The organism is Mycobacterium sp. 1165196.3 (genome assembly GCF_001673415.1).
GTDB lineage: Bacteria > Actinomycetota > Actinomycetes > Mycobacteriales > Mycobacteriaceae > Mycobacterium > Mycobacterium europaeum_A.
Genome location: NZ_LZLU01000037.1, coordinates 17,762 through 35,295 on the forward strand (window position 1 = coordinate 17,762; position 17,534 = coordinate 35,295).

Sequence of the window (17,534 nt, forward strand, 5' to 3'; positions counted from 1 at the left end):
GTCAGGTCGACGACCGCACCACGAGGTGGGCGATGTCGGTCAGCTCCGGAGACGGTGGGGCGGAATGGCCCAGCCGCTCGAATACGGCGGCAAGGGCGGCGTCGGCGACCGCGCAGGGATCGAATTGCACAGTGGTCAGCGGCGGAGTGCTCACCATGCCCATCGGGCTGGCGTCGACGCCCATCACGGCGAGGTCCCCGGGACAGCGCAGCCGTGCTTGGTGGATACCGTAGAGGACCAGGCAGGCGATCTCGTCGCTCTGGGCGCATACCGCGGTCACCCCCTCGCCCACCCAGGCGCTGACCACGTCGGCGGCGTTGTCCAGGGTGACCTCGTCGACGCGCACCGGCGGCAGGTCGCGCGACTGCGCCGCGCGTGACACACCCTCGAACCAGTAGTCACCCAGCGGGCGCCACCGGGCAATCCCGGTGTAGGCGAACGCGATTCGGCGATGACCACGCTCGACCAGGTGCTCGACGCGCATCTGGCCCACCGACAGGTGCGGGTTCTTGAGCGCGGGCAATGTCCCGATCTCGATATGGGGGATACCCGCCTTCGTCACCGCTTGACGGGCGGCCGCACTCAACGGGAACAGGCTGGTGATCGCGACCGGGTCGAGATTTTCGATCGCGTCGACCAGATGCTGGTCGTCGTCGGTCTCGAAGATCTGCACCTGAAGAAAACCCTCGCGGGCCAGTGCGGTGGTCATGTGACTGCCGGCCTGCATCGGCATCTCGCCCACGGCCACGTGCGGGACCACGTAGAGCACCACACCGCTTTTGCCGCGCGCCAGGTTGCGGGCGGCGAGATTGGGCCGGTATCCCAGCAGTTTGGCCGCACGGTACACCGCATCGCGGGTTTCGGGGGAGATGCGCCGGCCCTGCGCGTTGTTCAGCACATAACTGACCGTGGCGGTCGACACGCTGGCCAACCGGGCCACGTCGGCGGTGGTCGGACGCGCAGCCTTATTGTTGCTCAACTTCCGTCACCTTCCCGGCCGGTCATGCCCCATCGTGGCACGCGGCGGCAAAGCGCATCGCGCGATGCCGCGTGTGGAGTTCGCACGCAGCGCCACCGCTTGGACTAATAGTCTTTGCGAAGACCGAACGGCAATGATCTGTCAGCGATGAACCGGTACCGCCGCATGCCGACCTGGGGTTGGGACAGCCGCGATTCGGGTGGAAACCGCGGCGACCCGCACCTGACGCCGCGGTTGACACTGTGACTCACACCATTGTCTACTAGTCGCTGATGATCCGATCGAGGAGCGCGGCATGAACAAGGACGATCTGATCCTGATCAGCGTGGACGACCACATCGCCGAGCCCGCTGACATGTTCGACGCCCACGTTCCCGCCGCCTATAAGGACCGAGCCCCGCGGGTGGTTCTCGAGCCCGACGGCATCCAGCAGTGGTACTACGGTGAGATCCGCGGACGCAACATGGGGCTGAACGCCGTCGCGGGAAAACCGCGCGAGATGTACAACATCGACGCCTCACGCTACGACGAGATGCGGCCGGGCTGCTTCAACGTCGACGAGCGGGTGCGGGACATGAATGCCGGCGGCCAGCTGGCGGGGCTGAACTTCCCGAACTTCACCGGCTTTTCCGGCCAGGTCCTCAACCAGGGCCCCGACCGCGACACGAACCTGGTGATGATCAAGGCCTACAACGACTGGCACGTCGACGAATGGTGCGGGGCCTACCCGGGCCGGTTCATCCCGTGCGGCATCCTGCCGTTGTTCGACGTGACCGAGGCCGCCAAGGAAGTCAAGCGCCTCGCCGGCAAGGGCTGCCACGCGGTCACCTTCTCGGAGAACCCAGAAGCCTTGCAAATGCCCAGCATTCATACCAAATACTGGTACCCGTTGTTCGAGGCCGTTTGCGAACACAACACGGTGCTGTGCACGCATGTGGGGTCCGCGTCGCGCTCTCCCCAGGTGTCGACGGACGCCCCGCCCAGCGTGCAGATGACGGCCTCGTCGATGATGAGCATGTTCACCTTCACCGAGCTCATCTGGGCGCAGTTCTGGGCCGACTTCCCGCAACTGAAGTTCTCGCTGACCGAGGGCGACGTCGGCTGGATACCGTACTTCCTCTGGCGGGCCGAACACGTCTACAACCGTCACTCGGGGTGGACGCTGGCGACCTTCCCACCCGGATACGACGGACCCACCGATGTGTTCAAGCGGCACTTCTACACCTGCTTCATCAGCGACAAGGTGGGCGTGCAGAACATGAACTGGTTCAACGAGGACATGCTGTGCTGGGAGTCCGACTTCCCGCATTCGGACAGCAACTGGCCCTTCGCCCCAGAGGACGTCATCGCCACCATGGGCCACCTCGACGACACGGTCATCGACAAGATCACCCACCAAAACGCCATGGCCGCATACTCATTCGATCCGTTCCGGTACATCCCGAAAGACCACGCCCGGGCCGGCTACCTACGCGCGCAGGCCACCGACGTCGATGTGGTCACCCACGTCGGCCGCCAAGCCAGCCAGCGCGACCGTGACGCGTGGACGCGGATGACCCAGTTCGCGCTGCAGGCGCAGGCCTCCGCGCAGGCGCCGGTCACGGTCGAGGCGTCCGGAATCGCTGGACGCGCGACCACCCTGGGCAACTGAGCGTGGGGGCCGAGGCGCCGTTCGCGGGCTGGCGCGTGCTGGAGTTGTGCAACGGCCTGCCGGCGTCATACTGCGGCAAGATGTTCGCCGATGCCGGCGCCGAGGTGGTGAAAGTCGAGTCACCGCAGGGAGATGCGCTGCGCCAGTGGTCGGCCGGCGGACCGCCCGGAGCGTTGTTCGACTATCTGGCCGCGGGCAAGAAGTCGGTGGTCGATCACGGCCAGCCCGAGATCACCTCGCTGCTGGCCGGCGCCGACCTGGTGATCACCGACCTCACCGGCGGGCGGACGCTCGACGACATCACCGCCCACACCGCCGCGGCGGCCGTGGTCGTGGCGGTGACGCCGTTCGGCACCACCGGCCCCTACGTCGAAAACCAGCTGGCCGCCAACGAATTCATCCTGCAAGCGCTGTGCGGATCGATCGCCGGTCGCGGCTGGCCCGACGACGAGCCGGTGCAGGCGGGCGGCCGGCTCGGCGAGTGGCTGGCGGGCACGTTCGCCGCGGCCGCGGCGGCGGCAACGACCCGGCATGCGGCCCGAAGCGGACGCGGACACATCATCGATGTCTCGACGTACGAGGCCATGGCGATCGCCATGGGGGGTTTGTCCGCGATGTCGGCCAGCGTGCTGGGCGCCGATTCGCTGCTGCACGAACGAAGTTTGGAGCTGCCGTCGATCGTCTCGACGGCCGACGGCATGGTCGGTTTCTGCACCATCACCGCACAGCAATTCCAGGACTTCCTGGTGATGATCGAGCGCGCCGATCTGGTCGGCGACGCCGAACTGGCCTCGTTCGCCGGCCGGGTCGAGCGCCGCGACGAGTTCCTGGGCATGGTCACCGAATGGACCGCGCGCCGAACCACCCAGGAGATCATCGATCTGGCGGTGGCGTTCCGAATTCCAGTCTCCCCCATCGCGACGCCAGAGACGCTCCCCGAGATCGACCACTTCCGCGAACGCGGCGTGTTCGTCGAGTCGCCGACCGGGGCGCTGGTGCCCCGTGTGCCATACCGCAGCGACGCGATGGCGACCCGTGCGCCCGCGGAACCGCCGCGACTCGGCGCCGATAACGGGCGGGTCCAGTGGCCGGCGCGGCCCCAACCGCCCCACAGCGCCGATCCGGACACGCTGCCGCTGTCCGACATCCGGGTCACCGACTTCACCGCGTTCTGGGCGGGCCCGGTCGCCACCCAGCTGCTCGGCGCCCTGGGGGCGGACGTGATCAAGGTCGAGGGCGTGCGCCGGCCCGACGGCATGAGGTTCTCGGCCGGGCGCCCACCGGACTGGGACCACTGGTGGGAGTGGGGCCCGGTCTTCTTGTGCAGCAACAACAACAAGCGGGGCGTCAGCATCGAACTCGGCACCGACACCGGGCGAGAGCTGGCGCTCGGGCTCATCGCCGCGAGCGATCTGGTCGTCGAGAACTTCTCACCCCGGGTGATGGCGAACTTCGGCCTGGAATGGGATGCGGTGCGTGCCGCGAATCCGCGGGCGATCCTGGTCCGCATGCCCGCGTTCGGCCTCGACGGTCCGTGGCGCGATCGCGTCGGCTTCGCCCAGACGATGGAGCAGGCCACCGGCATGGCATGGGTGACCGGGCACGCCGATGGCCCGCCGGTGATCCCGCGGGGCGTGTGCGATCCGATCGCCGGGTTGCACGCCGCCTTCGCCGCCGTCGCGGGGCTGGTGATCCGTGACCGGCGGGGCGCCGGAATGCAGGTGGAAGCGACCATGGTCGAGGCCGCGCTCAACGTGGCGGCCGAAATGCTGGTCGAATACTCCCGAAATGGAATCGCGCTGTGCCGCAACGGTAACCGCGGCCCGGACGCCAACCCCCAGGGAGTCTACCGGTGTCGTGGTGACGACGACTGGGTCGCGCTGGCGGCACTCGACGGCGCCGCCCGAGCGTCGTTGTCCGGCCTCCTCGGCCAGCCCGGGCTTCAGGATGCCGACTGGGCCGAGCGTGTCGACGACATCGACAAGCTGATCTCCGCCTGGGCCGCGGGGCATTCCGTCACCGAGGCGGCCGCCGCGCTGCGGGCCGCCGGTGTAGCCGCCGCGCCCGTCACACCCGCCGCGGCGCTGCTGACCGATCCGCAGTTGCAGGCCCGGGGCTTCTGGGAGACGGCCGACCATCCCGTCGCCGGATCCTTCCTTTGCACCGGAATGCCTTTCGCGTTCCTCGGCATGCCGCGGCGCTGGATCCGGCGGGTACCGCCGCTCTACGGCCAGCACACCGGCGAGGTGCTGACCGGCCTGTTGGGGTTAAGTGAGCACGACCTGGACGCATTGCGCCGGTCGGGAACCATCAGCGCCCGGCCGGCGGGTCTGTGACATGGCGATCAGCCTGTGCGTGCCGCCCCGCGCCGGAGAGCTGTGTGCACCGGTGCGCTTCCTGGTCCGCCAGGATTCCGTGGTGATGGAACTGACCGCGCGCCACCGCATCACCAGCGTCGAATGGGACGACGGCGAGCGCGCGGTCGCGATGGTCGTCGAAATCACCGATCCGCAGACGGCGCGGCCGGTGGACGTGCGAATCGATGTCGTGGAGCAGGGCGCAGTGCCCGTCAACTCACGGGCCACGACGATCGGCACCATCACGCGCGGCGGGCGCGAATACGACGTCATGGGAACGTATTTGGGAGTTGTCGCGGATGAGAACTAGCCTGACCACGCGCACTGCGGCGATCGTCGGAGTGCACAACACCCGGCAGGGGAGACGGCTGGACGGCGAAACCTCACGCGGACTGGCGATCAAGGCGATCCTCGGCGCGCTCGACGATGCCGGCCTGACCCTCGACGACGTCGACGGCATCAGCGCCGGCGCGGACTCGACCTCGTTGATCTACGACCTGCGCATCGGACCGGCCTGGCAGGGCCTGGCCTTTGGGGTCGGCATGATCACCGAGGCGGTCACCGCGATCGAGCACGGCATGGCCGAGGTGGTGGTGTTGGTCGCCGCCCAGGCCGGCGAATACCGGGACCACGAAGCCACGGCGCCCTGGACCCGGCCGGAGAACGAATTCGTCGCCCCCTGGGGCATGTTCACCACCGCCGAATTCGCGCTCATCGCGCGGCGCCACATGCATGCGTATGGCACCACGCGCGAACAACTTTCGTTGGTGGCGGCGACCATCCGCAACAACGGCTCACGCAATCCCGAAGCCGTGTACTACGACCGCGGGCCGTTCAGCCCGGAGGACATCACCGCCTCGCGGCCCATCGCCGACCCGTTCCACCTCCTGGATTGCGCCACCACCTCCGAAGGAGGGTGTGCGCTCGTCGTGGCCAACATCGACGCCGTCGACGTTGCGGGCCGGCCCATCTACGTGTTGGGCAGCGGCGCGGACTTTCACGGCCCGTCGTATCAGCACCCGCCCGCGTACGACCTGGCCGGCCGCCGCGGAGACCATGTCAACGGCGTGGTGGGCCGGCGCGCCGCCGAGTGCGCATTCACACACGCCGGCTTGCGTCGCGACGACGTCGACGTGCTGGAACTCTACGACCCGTTCTCCTTCGAAATCATCCGTCAACTCGAGGCTTTCGGCTTCTGCGACGACGGCGAGGGCGGTCCGTTCGTGGCCGACGGCCACATCGCCATCGGCGGCAGCCACCCGATCACCACCGACGGCGGCACCATGTCGTTCAGCCATGCCGGCGCCAATCCGCAGATGATGCAGCGGGCGATCCGCGCGGTACAGCAGCTGCGCGGGCAGGCCGGCGCCCTTCAGGTCCCCGACGCGCACATCGCGCTGTGCAGCAACGGGGGAGCGGGGGCCCTGTTCACCACCGTGCTGATTCTGGGAGACCAACCACGATGACTTCGGATCACTTGCGGCCCCAAGTCGGGCCCGTCCCGCACGCGAGCAGCCACGTCAGCCGCCCGTTCTGGGAGGGATGCCGTTCCCATGAGCTGCGCTACCAGCGTTGCGCGGCGTGCGGATTGGCGAACTTCCCGCCGACCGAGCAGTGCCGCCAATGCCTCTCGCAGGACGTCGCCTGGCAGCGGGGCAGCGGCCGCGGCGAGATCTACAGCTGGACAGTCGTATACCGGCCCGTGACACCGGAATTCGAACCGCCCTACGCGCCGGCGATCGTCACCCTGCACGAGGGCTACCAGATGTTGACCAACGTCGTCGGCGTGCCACCGGAGGACCTGGCCGTCGGCATGCGGGTGCGCGTGCAGTTCCACGCCACCGGGCCCGACGTGACGCTCCCGTACTTCGCCGCCGCGGAGACCGGCAGTTCGTGAGCCCGAGAACCAGCAACGGCCTGCCGGTCACCGCCTACCTGGTGTTGGGGGTGCTGGCCGCCAACGACGAGCAACTCACCGCCGGCGAGATCAAGATGCGCGCCGAACTGTCGGTCGGGCACTTCTATTGGTCGCCGTCGGTCAGTCACGTGCGGCGCGAACTGACCCGCCTGCTGCAGCGGGGCATGGTCAGCGAGATCGGCGCGCAATCCGGCAAGCGCGCCATCACCCTGTACGAGACCACTGACGCCGGCCGCGACGCGCTGCGCCGTTGGGTGCAACACTTCCCGGGCCCCGACCGCGTGGTCATCAAACACCCCGTCATCCTGAAAACGTGGCTGGCGCGCGGCCAGGATCCCGAACACGTCGTCGACACCTTGGACCGGCACTTGGACGCGACCCGCGCCCGGTTGGACGAGGCACTGTGGTCGCGGCAGCGGTCGGCCGAACTCGGCATCACCGAGGACCCCGAGCAGCGGTACTCCTTCGCGGTTTTGGATTACGCCATCCGCGGGCTGTACGCCGAAATCTCCAACATCACCCAGCTGCGCGACGAGATCGCCGCCGGCACAACCCGGGACCCGGTCAAACGGGTGCGACGGTCGAAGGGTCAGATCCGGCGCCGGGTACCGAGGAGCCCGGCTTAGTCGATGGTGGCGACCCGCCGCGCCCGGCTCCGCCGCCCTTGCGATCGCCACTAGTCGATGGTGGCGACCCGCCGCGCCCGGCGCCGCCGCCCTTGCGATCGCCACTGACGGTGTAGGCCGTGCCCCGGGGTTCGCGCTCCCACAGCACTTCGCCGGCGCCGACGGTCGTTCCCGCAGCGATCAACTGGCGCTTGAGCACCTTGTGCGTGGCGGTGCTGGGCAGGTCGGCCGCGATCCGGACGTACCGCGGGCGGGCCTTGGGGGAAAGGTCGGGCTGGGCGTCCAGGAATTCTTCGAACTCCGCGGCGGTCAGGCCGTGACCGTCGTTGAGGACGATCGCGGCCATCACCTGATCGCCGACGTGGCCGTCGGCCACGGCGTAGACGGCGACCCGGCTGATCGCGCTGTGGCGCAACAGGATCCGTTCGATCGGCGCCGCCGCCAGATTCTCGCCGTCCACCCGCATCCAGTCGGCGGTGCGCCCGGCCAGGTAAATCCAGCCGTCGGCGTCCCGGTAGGCCAGGTCGCCGGACCAGTACATGCCGTGGCGCATGCGTTCGGCGTTGGCGTCCGGGTCGTTGTAGTAGCCGGTGAAGAAACCCGAACCCGCCGTGTTGACCAACTCGCCCACCGCTTCGTCGGCGTTGACCAGCGCCCCGGCGGCGTCGAACCGGGCGACCGCACATTCGGTGACGGTGTCGCTGTTGTAGACCGCGACCCCGTCGGCGCCGCGGCCGATCGAGCCCTTCGGGGTGCCGGGTTCGCGGATGATGATGACGGCGTTCTCGGTGGACCCGAAGCCGTCCTCGACCTGCACACCGAACCGGCGACCGAACTCCTCGATGTCCTTGTCGTTGGCCTCGTTGCCGAACGCCACCCGCAGCGGATTGTCGGCGTCGTCCTCGCGTTCGGCGGTGGCCAGGATGTAGGCCAGCGGCTTCCCCACGTAGTTCATATAGGTGGCGCCGTAGCGGCGGACGTCCTCGAGAAAACTGCTCGCCGAGAATTTCGCGGGCACGATCGCCGCACCCGAGCACACCGCCGGCGCCCAGCCCGCGACGACCGCGTTGGAGTGAAACAGTGGCATCGACACGTAACAGGTGTCCTGGTCGGTGAGGGCGAAGCGGTCGGCCAGGCTGAGACCGGCGACGGTGGCCATGAAGTGGGATACCTGGACGGCCTTGGGATTCCCGCTCGTGCCCGAGGTGAAGATCATCATGAAGGCGTCCATCGCGGTGACCTGCCGATGCGGTGTCAGTTCGCCTGCGGTGCCGACGAATTCGGCCCATTGCGGTGTCGAGGTGTCGAGGATCTGCGTGCCGGCGAGGTCCAGGCCGTCGAGCAGCGGCCGATGTTCGGCATCGGTCACCACGAACTGACAGTCCGAACGACGGACATCGGCGGCCAGCGCCTCACCGCGGCGCGTGTCGTTCAGGCCGCACAGCACGTAGCCACCCAGCCCGGCCGCCGCCATCTGGCTCAGCATCTCGGGCGTGTTCCCCAGCAGGGCGCCGACGTGCACGGGCCGTTGCGGATCGGAGGCGGCCAGCAGCGCGGCGGCCCGCGCCGCGGCGCCCTCCAGATACTGACGCCAAGTCCATTCCAGGTCATAATATTTCACCGCGATGGACGGATCGGACCGGCGCTTGTTCAGCAGCGCTTGAATCGTGTCGTCAGCCATCGGCCGGATCCACCTTCACTTAACCCATCCTGCGAGACGAGACGGTCCGTCTTATACTAACTGTCGGCTCGGCCCGCAGGTAAGTGGCCTGCCGCCTTGCGCCACGCATGAGTGAAGTTTTCACACTTATTTCGCTCACGATTCCGCTTCGGGGCCCGCGTGTATAGCGGATCCGTTCGTCTCGGACGGTCATCATTGGCCCCATGCTGTTTGAGCTGCACCGGTCGCTGTTGCTGTTACGGAATCGAGCGCGTGAACTTCGCCGCGAAATCTCACAGTCGCGATCGTCGCACCTGTCCGGCCGGCGGCACGGCCGCAGGGGACCATCGACGGGCGACGGCCAAAGTTAATGCGCGGCGGCGCTATCCGCCCACCATCATCAGCCCGCCGTCCACGGCCAGCAGCTGGCCGGTGATGAAACCCGCGCCCGGGCCGGCCAGGAAAACCAACATCGGACCGACGTCGCGGGCGGGCTCGCCCAGCGTGCCCCCGAGCGGGATCATCATCTTCATCTGCTGGTCGATCAGGGCCGCGGCGTCCGGACCGAGGAAGTCGCGGAGCCGGTCGGCGCCGGGTGTCTGGACCGCGGGGGCAAGCGCGTTGACGGTGATGTTGTCGGCGGCCCAGGCTTTGGCGGCCGACCGCGTCCATGCCTGCACCGCGCCCTTGGTCGCGGCGTAGACGGCCGAGATCGGGCTGCCCATCACGGCTTCCGACGATCCGAAATTGATGATCCGGCCGCCCTTGGGGTCCTGGTCCTTCATGACCGCGTAGGCGGCCTGGTTGGTGAGGATGGTCGCCTTGATGTTGGTGTCCAACAGAAACGAGATGTCGTCGGCGCCGATGTAGCCGGGGATGCCCGCCTGCCACAGCCCGGCGGCGTTCACCAGGACCTCGAGCCCGCCGAGGCGTTGTGTCGCCTCGCGGACCATCGCCGAGACGGCCTCGGCCTCGCGGACGTCGCACTGTAGCCACTCGGCCGCCAGGCCGTCCGGCGGCGGCGTCTGGTGATAGGTCGCTGCCACCTTCGCTCCCGCCGCGGTGAGCACCTCTACGGCCGCCGCGCCGATACCGGTGGCGCCACCGGTGATCAGGATCCGCCGTCCTTGCAGTGGTGCTGTCACATCCGGCATGGCGGCAACCTTATCGGGCCTAAGCCGGCGCCACTTCAGTTCCCGCAGAACCGCGACATCGGGTCCCCCCGGGCGGCCCGAGGCCCGCGCAAACACGGCGACTCTCATGCAAACCGTAGCTGCGGTAAGCAGCGCCTATGTGCTTGTCGCATAGCACCATTCCCCAATGACAGTTCCGACCGTGCCGCCCACTGAATGGGCGCGACGTACGGCCAGGTCTCGCGCCGAAGCTAATGTCGCCGCCATGAGCCGCAACGAATTCGATGTGCGAAGGGGCTCTCGGCAGTGGAAGCCACATCCGATTATTTGACGGCATAAACACCGCCTCGAGTTCACCGTCACGCGTTTGTCCGTGATGACAACAACGACGTCCAAGTCAGTTCGAGCACGGCAAAAGGAGGATCCGGTGGGGAGGATTCGCGAGGACGCGGCGGAGCTGTTCATCGATGGGGAGTTCCGCCCTGCCAGCGCCACTTCGCCTGTCTTCGAGGCCGCGACCGAAAGGCTGCTTGCCCAGGGGCCCAGCGCTCGCGAGGCCGATATCGACGACGCGGTGGCCGCGTCCGGGGAGGCGTTGCACGACTGGAGGAGCACCCCGGCGACCGAACGAGCCAGGCTCCTGGAACGAATGGCCGACGCCCTGGAGGCGCGCGCCGAACACACCAGCGAACTGTGTACCCGCGAGACGGGCGCGCCGATCGCTTTTTCCCGGAACGGTAACGGGCTGCTGCCTGCGGCGGTACTGCGCTACTACGCGACGCTGATTCAGAAGCTCGATGTCGAAGAGGTCAGGCCTAGCGCAAACGGGCATACCATCGTGCGCCGCGAGCCGGTCGGCGTGGTCGGCGCCATCGTGCCCTGGAACGTCCCGCAGGTGCTGGCGGCGGTCAAGTTGGCCCCCGCGTTGGCGGCCGGCTGCACCGTAGTCCTGAAGCCCGCACCGGAAACAGCCTTGGACGCAAGGGTATTCGGCGAAGCCGCCGCGGAAGCTGAACTGCCGCCGGGCGTGCTCAACGTCGTTGCCGGCGGTGACGACGCGGGCGCCTACCTTGTCAGCCGCCCCGGTGTTGACAAGGTGGCGTTCACCGGCTCGACGGAAGCGGGTCGTCTGATCGCGGAAACCTGCGGGCGGCTCATGCGACCGGTGACCTTGGAACTCGGCGGCAAGTCCGCCGCGATCATCCTCGATGACGCCGATCTGGATGCGACATTGGATGGGCTGCGCAGCTGGTCGTTCGGCAATAACGGACAGCTGTGCGTCGCGAATTCGCGGGTACTCGCCCCCGTTAACCGCTACGGCGAAGTCGTCGACGCGTTAGGAGAAATGGCGAACTCGCTCGTCGTTGGGGATCCGCTCGACCCCGGCGTCGATATCGGCCCCCTGGTGAGCGCCCGACAGCGCGACCGGGTGCTGGATTACATCGAGACGGGAAAAGCCGAAGGCGCAACGCTGGTAACAGGCGGCGGGGTTCCCGCGGGGCGGTCCACTGGTTGGTATGTGGCGCCGACAGTGTTCGCCGATGTGCACAACTCGGCTCGCATCGCCCGTGAGGAAATCTTCGGACCCGTGGTCACGGTAATTCCGTACCGCAGCGACGCTGAAGCCGTCGAAATCGCCAACGACTCCGACTTCGGTCTGGCCGGCACCGTCTGGTCGCGCGACGAAGCGCGGGCAACCGAGATCGCCCGCGCCGTGCGTACAGGAACCATTGGCATCAACCATTACGCTCTCGATCTCGATGCCCCCTTCGGCGGAGTCAAAGCAAGCGGTATCGGGCGGGAGTTCGGGCCGGAAGGCCTAGCCACTTATCAGACCGTCAAGTCGATGGCTCGCATCGGTGCCCCGACTACCGAGACGTAGTCGGTCCGCAGCAGACATCCAGGCGCGGGTCCTCAAAATGAAGGGTTGACAACGTGTGTGGCATTACTGGCTGGATTGCTTTCGGGCGTGATTTGACGCGTGAGCGTGACGTGCTTGATGCGATGACCCTGACGATGGCGTGCCGTGGCCCGGACGCGTCGGGTGTGTGGTCAGAGCGTAATGCGGCGCTGGGCCATCGCCGCCTCGCGGTGATCGACCTGCCGGGTGGTGGGCAGCCGATGTCAGTTTCGACCCCGCAGGGTGATGTCGCCATGGTCTACAGCGGCGAGGTCTACAACTTCACCGAACTGCGAGACGAATTGGTGGCGCTGGGCGAGCGCTTCAAGACGTCCAGCGATACCGAGGTGGTGCTGCGTGGCTATCTGCAGTGGGGCGATGCGGTGGCTGGTCGCCTCAACGGGATGTACGCGTTTGCGATCTGGGATGCGCGGCGCCGCAAGCTGGTTATGATCCGCGACCGGATGGGCATCAAGCCCTTTTTTATCTATCCGACAGCGGACGGGGTGCTGTTCGGTTCCGAACCGAAGGCCGTCTTGGCGAATCCGATGGTCAAGCGCGTCGTGGACAGCGATGGCCTACGCGAGATGCTGCTGCCGATCAAGACTCCGGGGATGGCCGTCTGGAAAGGCATGCGGGAGGTGGAGCCCGGCACGGTCGTCACCGTCGACGAGCGTGGTATCCGTGAGCGCACCTATTGGCGGCTGGAGTCGCGGCCCCACACCGATAACGAAGAGACGACCGTTCGGCGGGTGCGCGAGCTGCTCGACGACATCGTGCGGCGGCAGCTGGTGGCCGATGTTCCCAAATGCGTATTGCTTTCCGGCGGGCTGGACTCGAGCTCGATCACCGCACTGTCTGCGCGTCAGTTGAGCGTTCCGGTGCGCAGCTTCTCGGTGGACTTTGCGGGGCAGGCCGACAATTTCGCCCCCGATCAGGTGCGCTCGAGCTGGGATACCCCCTACGCGCGCGATGTGAGCGAGCACGTTCGCTCCGAGCACACCGAAATCGTGCTCGACGCCGATGATTTGGCGGATCCGGATATCCGGCGTGCGGTGATCGTCGCCCGCGACCTCCCGGCGGGCGGGGGCGACTTGGACGCGTCGCTGTACCTGTTGTTCAAGGCGATCCGCAGGCACTCGACGGTGGCGTTGTCGGGGGAGTCCGCCGATGAGATCTTCGGCGGTTACCCACAGTTCCACGACCCCGTCATGCAGCGCACCGACGACTTCCCCTGGCTTGCCGCCATGGAACTGATGAAGGGGAATGCCGCTGGCGTGTACACCCGGCCGTTGCGCTCGGCGGTCGACCTGGACACGTACAAGCGCGAGCGCTACACCGAGGCGGTGACCGAGGTGGCCAGCGTTGAGGGTGAGGACGATTTCACCCACCGGATGCGAGTTATGAGTTACCTGCATCTGACGAGGTTTCTCCGAATCCTGTTGGACCGCAAGGACCGGATGAGCATGGCGGTGGGCCTAGAGGTGCGGGTGCCGTTTTGTGACCACCGGTTGGTGGAGTACGTATACAACACGCCGTGGTCCTTGAAGGCCTTTGATGGGCGGGAGAAGAGCCTGCTGCGCGGCGCCTGCCGTGACCTGCTCCCCGAATCGGTGGTGCGGCGGGTCAAAGCCCCCTACCCGTCCACGGCCGACCCGAGGTACGGCGAACATGTCCAGCGGCAAGCCAAGGATCTTCTCGCCGGGAACAACGACGCACTGTTCGGTCTGATCGAGCGCTCCAGGCTAGAGGAGCTGACCAGCCTCGACCCGGAAACGCTGCCAACAGGTGCGCGGTACCAGATAGAGCAGGCGCTGGACGTGGCCAGCTGGCTCGACCTGTACCAGCCCGAGGTCGTCTTCTGACCCACCGGCCGCGTCGCAGACTTCCGGTGCATGTAGCCCCGCACCGGCCTGCCGCGCGGGATGCCTAGGCGCGCACCGCAATCGATGACAGCAGATCGGCGAGCCGATCGGGCTGATCGACCATCGAGAACGTCCGTGCCCCCGCGATGACTTCGAGGCGGGCATTGGGAATCGTCGCGGCCAGCCGCGCCCCGTCTTCCTGCTCGAAGAACACGTCGTCGGCCGACCATGCGATCAGCGTCGGCTTGTCGAAGTCGTAGAGCCGGGCCGCCACCGTCGTCGTCACCTCGGTGCGCATCGAAAGGGTGAACTGGCGCAGGTCTTCCGCGACCGCGGGGAGCGACAGCGCCGGGCGCACCCAGGCCTCGGTGAGCTCGTCGATGTTGCGATGCGCCAGGCCGTCGAACGCGCGCTTGCGCACGGCCGGCACCCGCATGGCCTGGGTCACGGTCCGGAAGGAGGGCTTGGTCTTCGCCGCGAGAATGACCGGCTTGAGGATCGGCGGCGGAAAGTGTTCGAACGCATCGCAACTCGTGAGCACCAACGCACCCAGCCGTTCGCGATGGTGCACGGCCACCAGCTGGGTGACGACGCCGCCGGTGTCGTTGCCCACCAGCACCACGTCCTGCAGATCCAGCGCGGCAAGCACCTCGGCGACCATGCCGGCGACACCGGTGATCGTCCGGTCGGCGCCGCGGCGCAGCGGCTCGGGATGCGCGCCCAACGGCCAGGTCGGAGCGATGCACCGCAGGCCACGGGCCGCCAGGCGCTCACTGACCTGGCGCCACAGTTGCCCACCCATCATGTAGCCGTGCACGAACACGACAGGCCTGCCGTTTTCGGGTCCGGTTGCTTCGTAATGGATCGTTCCGGCACTAATGTCGATCGTCGACATAGCAAACTCCTACTTCGGGGATACACTTACAAACAGGCTGTCTGTTCGTAAGTTACCAACAGACTGTATGGAAAGCAAGAGACGGACCCAGGAAGAGCGCTCCGCGGCGACCCGCGAGGCGCTGATCGCGGCTGCCCGCAAGCTGTGGGGGCTGCGGGGTTACGCCGAAGTGGGGACGCCGGAGATCGCGACCGCCGCGGGGGTCACCCGGGGCGCGATGTACCACCAATTCGCCGACAAGGCAGCGCTTTTCCGCGAGGTCGTCGAGGTCGTCGAGCAGGACGTGATGGCGCGGATGGCCGTGGTGGTGGCCGAATCCGGGGCCGCCACGCCGGCGGACGCGGTGCGCGCCGCGGTCGACGCGTGGCTCGACGTGTCCGGCGATCCCGAGGTGCGCCAGCTGATCCTGCTGGATGCGCCGAGTGTGCTCGGCTGGGCCGAATTCCGTGATGTCGCCCAGCGGTACAGCCTGGGCATGACCGAGCAGATGCTCACCGAGGCGATCCGGGCCGGCCAGCTGGCCGAGCAGCCGGTGCGGCCGTTGGCGCATGTGCTGATCGGCGCGCTCGACGAGGCGGCCATGGTGATCGCCACGGCCGACGACCCGACGCGGACCCGTCTCGAAGTCGGGCAGGTGTTGCATCGGCTGATCGACGCGATGTTCGACGTGCGCTGACGCCCACCACCCTCGGTGGTCACGCGAAAACCACAGAGCTGGATCGGTTTTCGCTACTCTTCGCGTACCTGCGCGACGCCCGCGATGACGCCCTGGATCAGGCGGTCCAGGCGCTCGGCATCGTCGACGGCCGGCTGGCCCGCGACGAAGGTCAACATGATGCCGTTGATGAACGCCAGGGTGGCGGTCGCCTGGTCATCGACCAGGTCCGGATCCGGCGCGCTGTCGGCGGCATGCCATTGGGTGACGACACTGCGCGCCAGGGCGTAGAGCCGGTCGGCGGATTCGTTGAGGGCAGCGGCCAGTTCCGGGTCGCGGCCGGCCAGCAGCGCGAGTTCATAGCGGGCCTTGGCGCGCGTCAGCCAGGGTTCGCTGTCTACGTACATGACGATGCGGGCCAGGCCCGCGGTGCCGGCGAACTGGGTGGCGTGATTCTCGGCGAGCTCGGCCATCATCGAGAAGTCGGCGACGTCGAGCTCGGCCAGCCGTGTCGCCATGGCGTGCACCAGTGCCTTGCGGGTCCGAAAGTAGAACGACGTGGTGCCGGCCGGCACCCCGGCGTGGTCGTCGACCTTGGGATGGCTGACGCCATGCACCCCGTTGGCGCCCAGCAGCTCGATCGCGGCGTCGGCGAGCTGGCGGCGCCGCTCCGGCGCGTTGTGCTTTCTACGTGCAGCGATACGCCCCAGTTTATCCGGCGGAGGCGGCGCCGGCCCGGATCGCGCGAATCCGTTAGAACTGACCGCAGTTCGGTGTGGTGGGCTCGCCGTTGAAGCGCGCGGCGATCCATTGCATGGCCGGTTCGCCGTCGACCAGCATCGGCAGCGCGTGGTTGATGACGAGCTTGTTGAGGAAGGGTGGCTCTTCGTTGGTGCGGAATTCGACGTCGGCGTCCTGGGCGCACCAGTCGCGGCCCAGCTGGTTGGCCGCGGTCCAGGGCACCAGCGGGTCATAGCGATTGCTGTCGATCATGACCGGTGCGTTGGGTTTGAAGCGCCCGAGCCGTTGGGCCTCGAACAGGCTGTTGAACGGCTCCTCGTTCACCAGCTGGTTGATGTCCTCGGTGAAATAGGGCTGAATGTGGCGAAACATGAAGTCCAGCAGGGTCTGTCCGACGCATTGCCGCGATACCGATTCCAGCATCGCCAACCCGCGGGGCGTCATCTTGGAGCGGATGATGTCGGCGAACTCCGGATAGGCCGCCATGACGCTGTTGAGGGCATACCCGACGACACCGACCAGCGCGCTGCCGTCGGCGTAGGGCAACAGTTCCTTGAGGTTGGCCGGCGGCGCGCCGGCGTAGGTGCCCACGATGTGGAGGTCCGGGGCGTATTGGGAGGCGAGCTCGGCGGCCGACGCGGTCGCGCCACCGCCTTGCGAGTAGCCCCAAAATGCCACCGGCCCACGCGGATCCAACGACGTCCCGGGCAGCCGCATGGCCGCGCGGGCCGCATCGAGCACGGCCTGACCCTCGGCCACCCGGCCCACGTAGGTGTGCATGGACGGGGTGCCCAGGCCCTGATAGTCGGTCATCACGATGGCGAAGCCACGCGCGACCATGGTCGCGACGAACAGCTCCTCGTAGTTGAACATGATGTCCCAGCCACCCGAATAGTGGATGCCCTGGTTGAACATTCGCGACGGGGCGCACTGATTGCCCTGGCCCTGGGTGCCGGGCGCGTAGCTGATCAACGGCCGCGGTCCGCGCCCGGGCCAGTCGTTGTAGGGCTCGAAGTAGGTGCCGGTGACCGCGATCGGATTGCCGCGGGTGTCCGTGCTGCGGTACATGATCCGGGTGCCGGTGGCCATGATCGCGCCCAGTTGTCCGGAGGGTTCCAGCACCAGCCGCGAAGGCTCGGTACGGATCAGATCGC

At 67.5% G+C, this 17,534-nt stretch carries 15 protein-coding genes; 9 read left to right on the top strand and 6 right to left on the bottom strand.

What is annotated here, in order from left to right; all coding sequences use genetic code 11:
- Nucleotide 1 precedes the first annotated feature (1 nt).
- Nucleotides 2-979 (bottom strand): LacI family DNA-binding transcriptional regulator, encoded by a 978-nt coding sequence (locus A5659_RS03920; RefSeq protein ID WP_156748809.1) that lies wholly within the window; start codon nt 977-979, stop codon nt 2-4.
- A 295-nt stretch (nt 980-1,274) separates the two neighbouring features.
- On the opposite strand from A5659_RS03920, the gene A5659_RS03925 reads away from it, so the two are divergent.
- The 6 genes from A5659_RS03925 to A5659_RS03950 are packed head-to-tail and all read left to right on the top strand — an operon-like array spanning nt 1,275 to nt 7,531.
- Nucleotides 1,275-2,630 (top strand): amidohydrolase family protein, encoded by a 1,356-nt coding sequence (locus A5659_RS03925; RefSeq protein WP_067179393.1) that lies wholly within the window; start codon nt 1,275-1,277, stop codon nt 2,628-2,630.
- Nucleotides 2,631-2,632: 2 nt separating this feature from the next.
- Nucleotides 2,633-4,966 (top strand): CoA transferase, encoded by a 2,334-nt coding sequence (locus A5659_RS03930; RefSeq protein WP_067179394.1) that lies wholly within the window; start codon nt 2,633-2,635, stop codon nt 4,964-4,966.
- Nucleotide 4,967: 1 nt separating this feature from the next.
- Nucleotides 4,968-5,297 carry a hypothetical protein gene (locus tag A5659_RS03935; RefSeq protein ID WP_066869937.1) on the top strand — a complete coding sequence of 110 codons (330 nt, stop codon included), beginning with the start codon at nt 4,968-4,970 and terminating at the stop codon, nt 5,295-5,297.
- On the top strand, nt 5,287-6,453 hold the full coding sequence (locus A5659_RS03940; RefSeq protein WP_067179396.1) for a thiolase family protein: 1,167 nt from the start codon (nt 5,287-5,289) through the stop codon (nt 6,451-6,453). The genes A5659_RS03935 and A5659_RS03940 overlap by 11 nt, the downstream gene beginning before the upstream one ends.
- Complete coding sequence (locus A5659_RS03945; RefSeq protein ID WP_067179398.1) at nt 6,450-6,884, top strand: Zn-ribbon domain-containing OB-fold protein; 435 nt, start codon at nt 6,450-6,452, stop codon at nt 6,882-6,884. Before A5659_RS03940 ends, A5659_RS03945 begins: the two co-directional genes overlap by 4 nt.
- A complete protein-coding gene (locus A5659_RS03950; protein ID WP_066869946.1) occupies nt 6,881-7,531 on the top strand; it encodes a PadR family transcriptional regulator in 651 nt (216 codons plus the stop codon). The genes A5659_RS03945 and A5659_RS03950 overlap by 4 nt, the downstream gene beginning before the upstream one ends.
- On the opposite strand, the gene fadD1 is transcribed toward A5659_RS03950, so the two are convergent.
- On the bottom strand, nt 7,470-9,212 hold the full coding sequence (gene fadD1, locus A5659_RS03955) for a fatty-acid--CoA ligase FadD1 (RefSeq protein WP_067179400.1): 1,743 nt from the start codon (nt 9,210-9,212) through the stop codon (nt 7,470-7,472). The two genes, A5659_RS03950 and fadD1, sit on opposite strands and share 62 nt — an antisense overlap.
- Nucleotides 9,213-9,574: 362 nt before the next feature.
- Nucleotides 9,575-10,336, bottom strand: a complete 762-nt coding sequence (locus A5659_RS03960; protein WP_156748813.1) for an SDR family NAD(P)-dependent oxidoreductase — start codon at nt 10,334-10,336, stop codon at nt 9,575-9,577.
- A gap of 415 nt (nt 10,337-10,751) precedes the next feature.
- Here A5659_RS03960 and A5659_RS03965 point away from each other — a divergent pair, with 415 nt between their 5' ends.
- Both A5659_RS03965 and asnB read left to right on the top strand, forming a co-directional pair.
- Nucleotides 10,752-12,206, top strand: a complete 1,455-nt coding sequence (locus A5659_RS03965; protein WP_066868475.1) for an aldehyde dehydrogenase — start codon at nt 10,752-10,754, stop codon at nt 12,204-12,206.
- Between the two features lie 53 nt (nt 12,207-12,259).
- Nucleotides 12,260-14,089, top strand: a complete 1,830-nt coding sequence (gene asnB, locus A5659_RS03970; RefSeq protein WP_067179402.1) for an asparagine synthase (glutamine-hydrolyzing) — start codon at nt 12,260-12,262, stop codon at nt 14,087-14,089.
- Between the two features lie 64 nt (nt 14,090-14,153).
- Here asnB and A5659_RS03975 read toward each other — a convergent pair whose 3' ends face one another.
- On the bottom strand, nt 14,154-14,984 hold the full coding sequence (locus A5659_RS03975) for an alpha/beta fold hydrolase (RefSeq protein ID WP_067179404.1): 831 nt from the start codon (nt 14,982-14,984) through the stop codon (nt 14,154-14,156).
- Between the two features lie 67 nt (nt 14,985-15,051).
- Here A5659_RS03975 and A5659_RS03980 point away from each other — a divergent pair, with 67 nt between their 5' ends.
- On the top strand, nt 15,052-15,660 hold the full coding sequence (locus A5659_RS03980; RefSeq protein WP_067179406.1) for a TetR/AcrR family transcriptional regulator: 609 nt from the start codon (nt 15,052-15,054) through the stop codon (nt 15,658-15,660).
- 53 nt (nt 15,661-15,713) lie between these two features.
- Here the strand turns inward: A5659_RS03980 and A5659_RS03985 are convergent, their stop codons facing one another.
- On the bottom strand, nt 15,714-16,280 hold the full coding sequence (locus tag A5659_RS03985; protein ID WP_255364626.1) for a TetR/AcrR family transcriptional regulator: 567 nt from the start codon (nt 16,278-16,280) through the stop codon (nt 15,714-15,716).
- A 112-nt stretch (nt 16,281-16,392) separates the two neighbouring features.
- On the bottom strand, nt 16,393-17,534 hold a 1,142-nt coding region (locus tag A5659_RS03990), incomplete at its 5' end, for a lipase family protein (protein WP_067179415.1).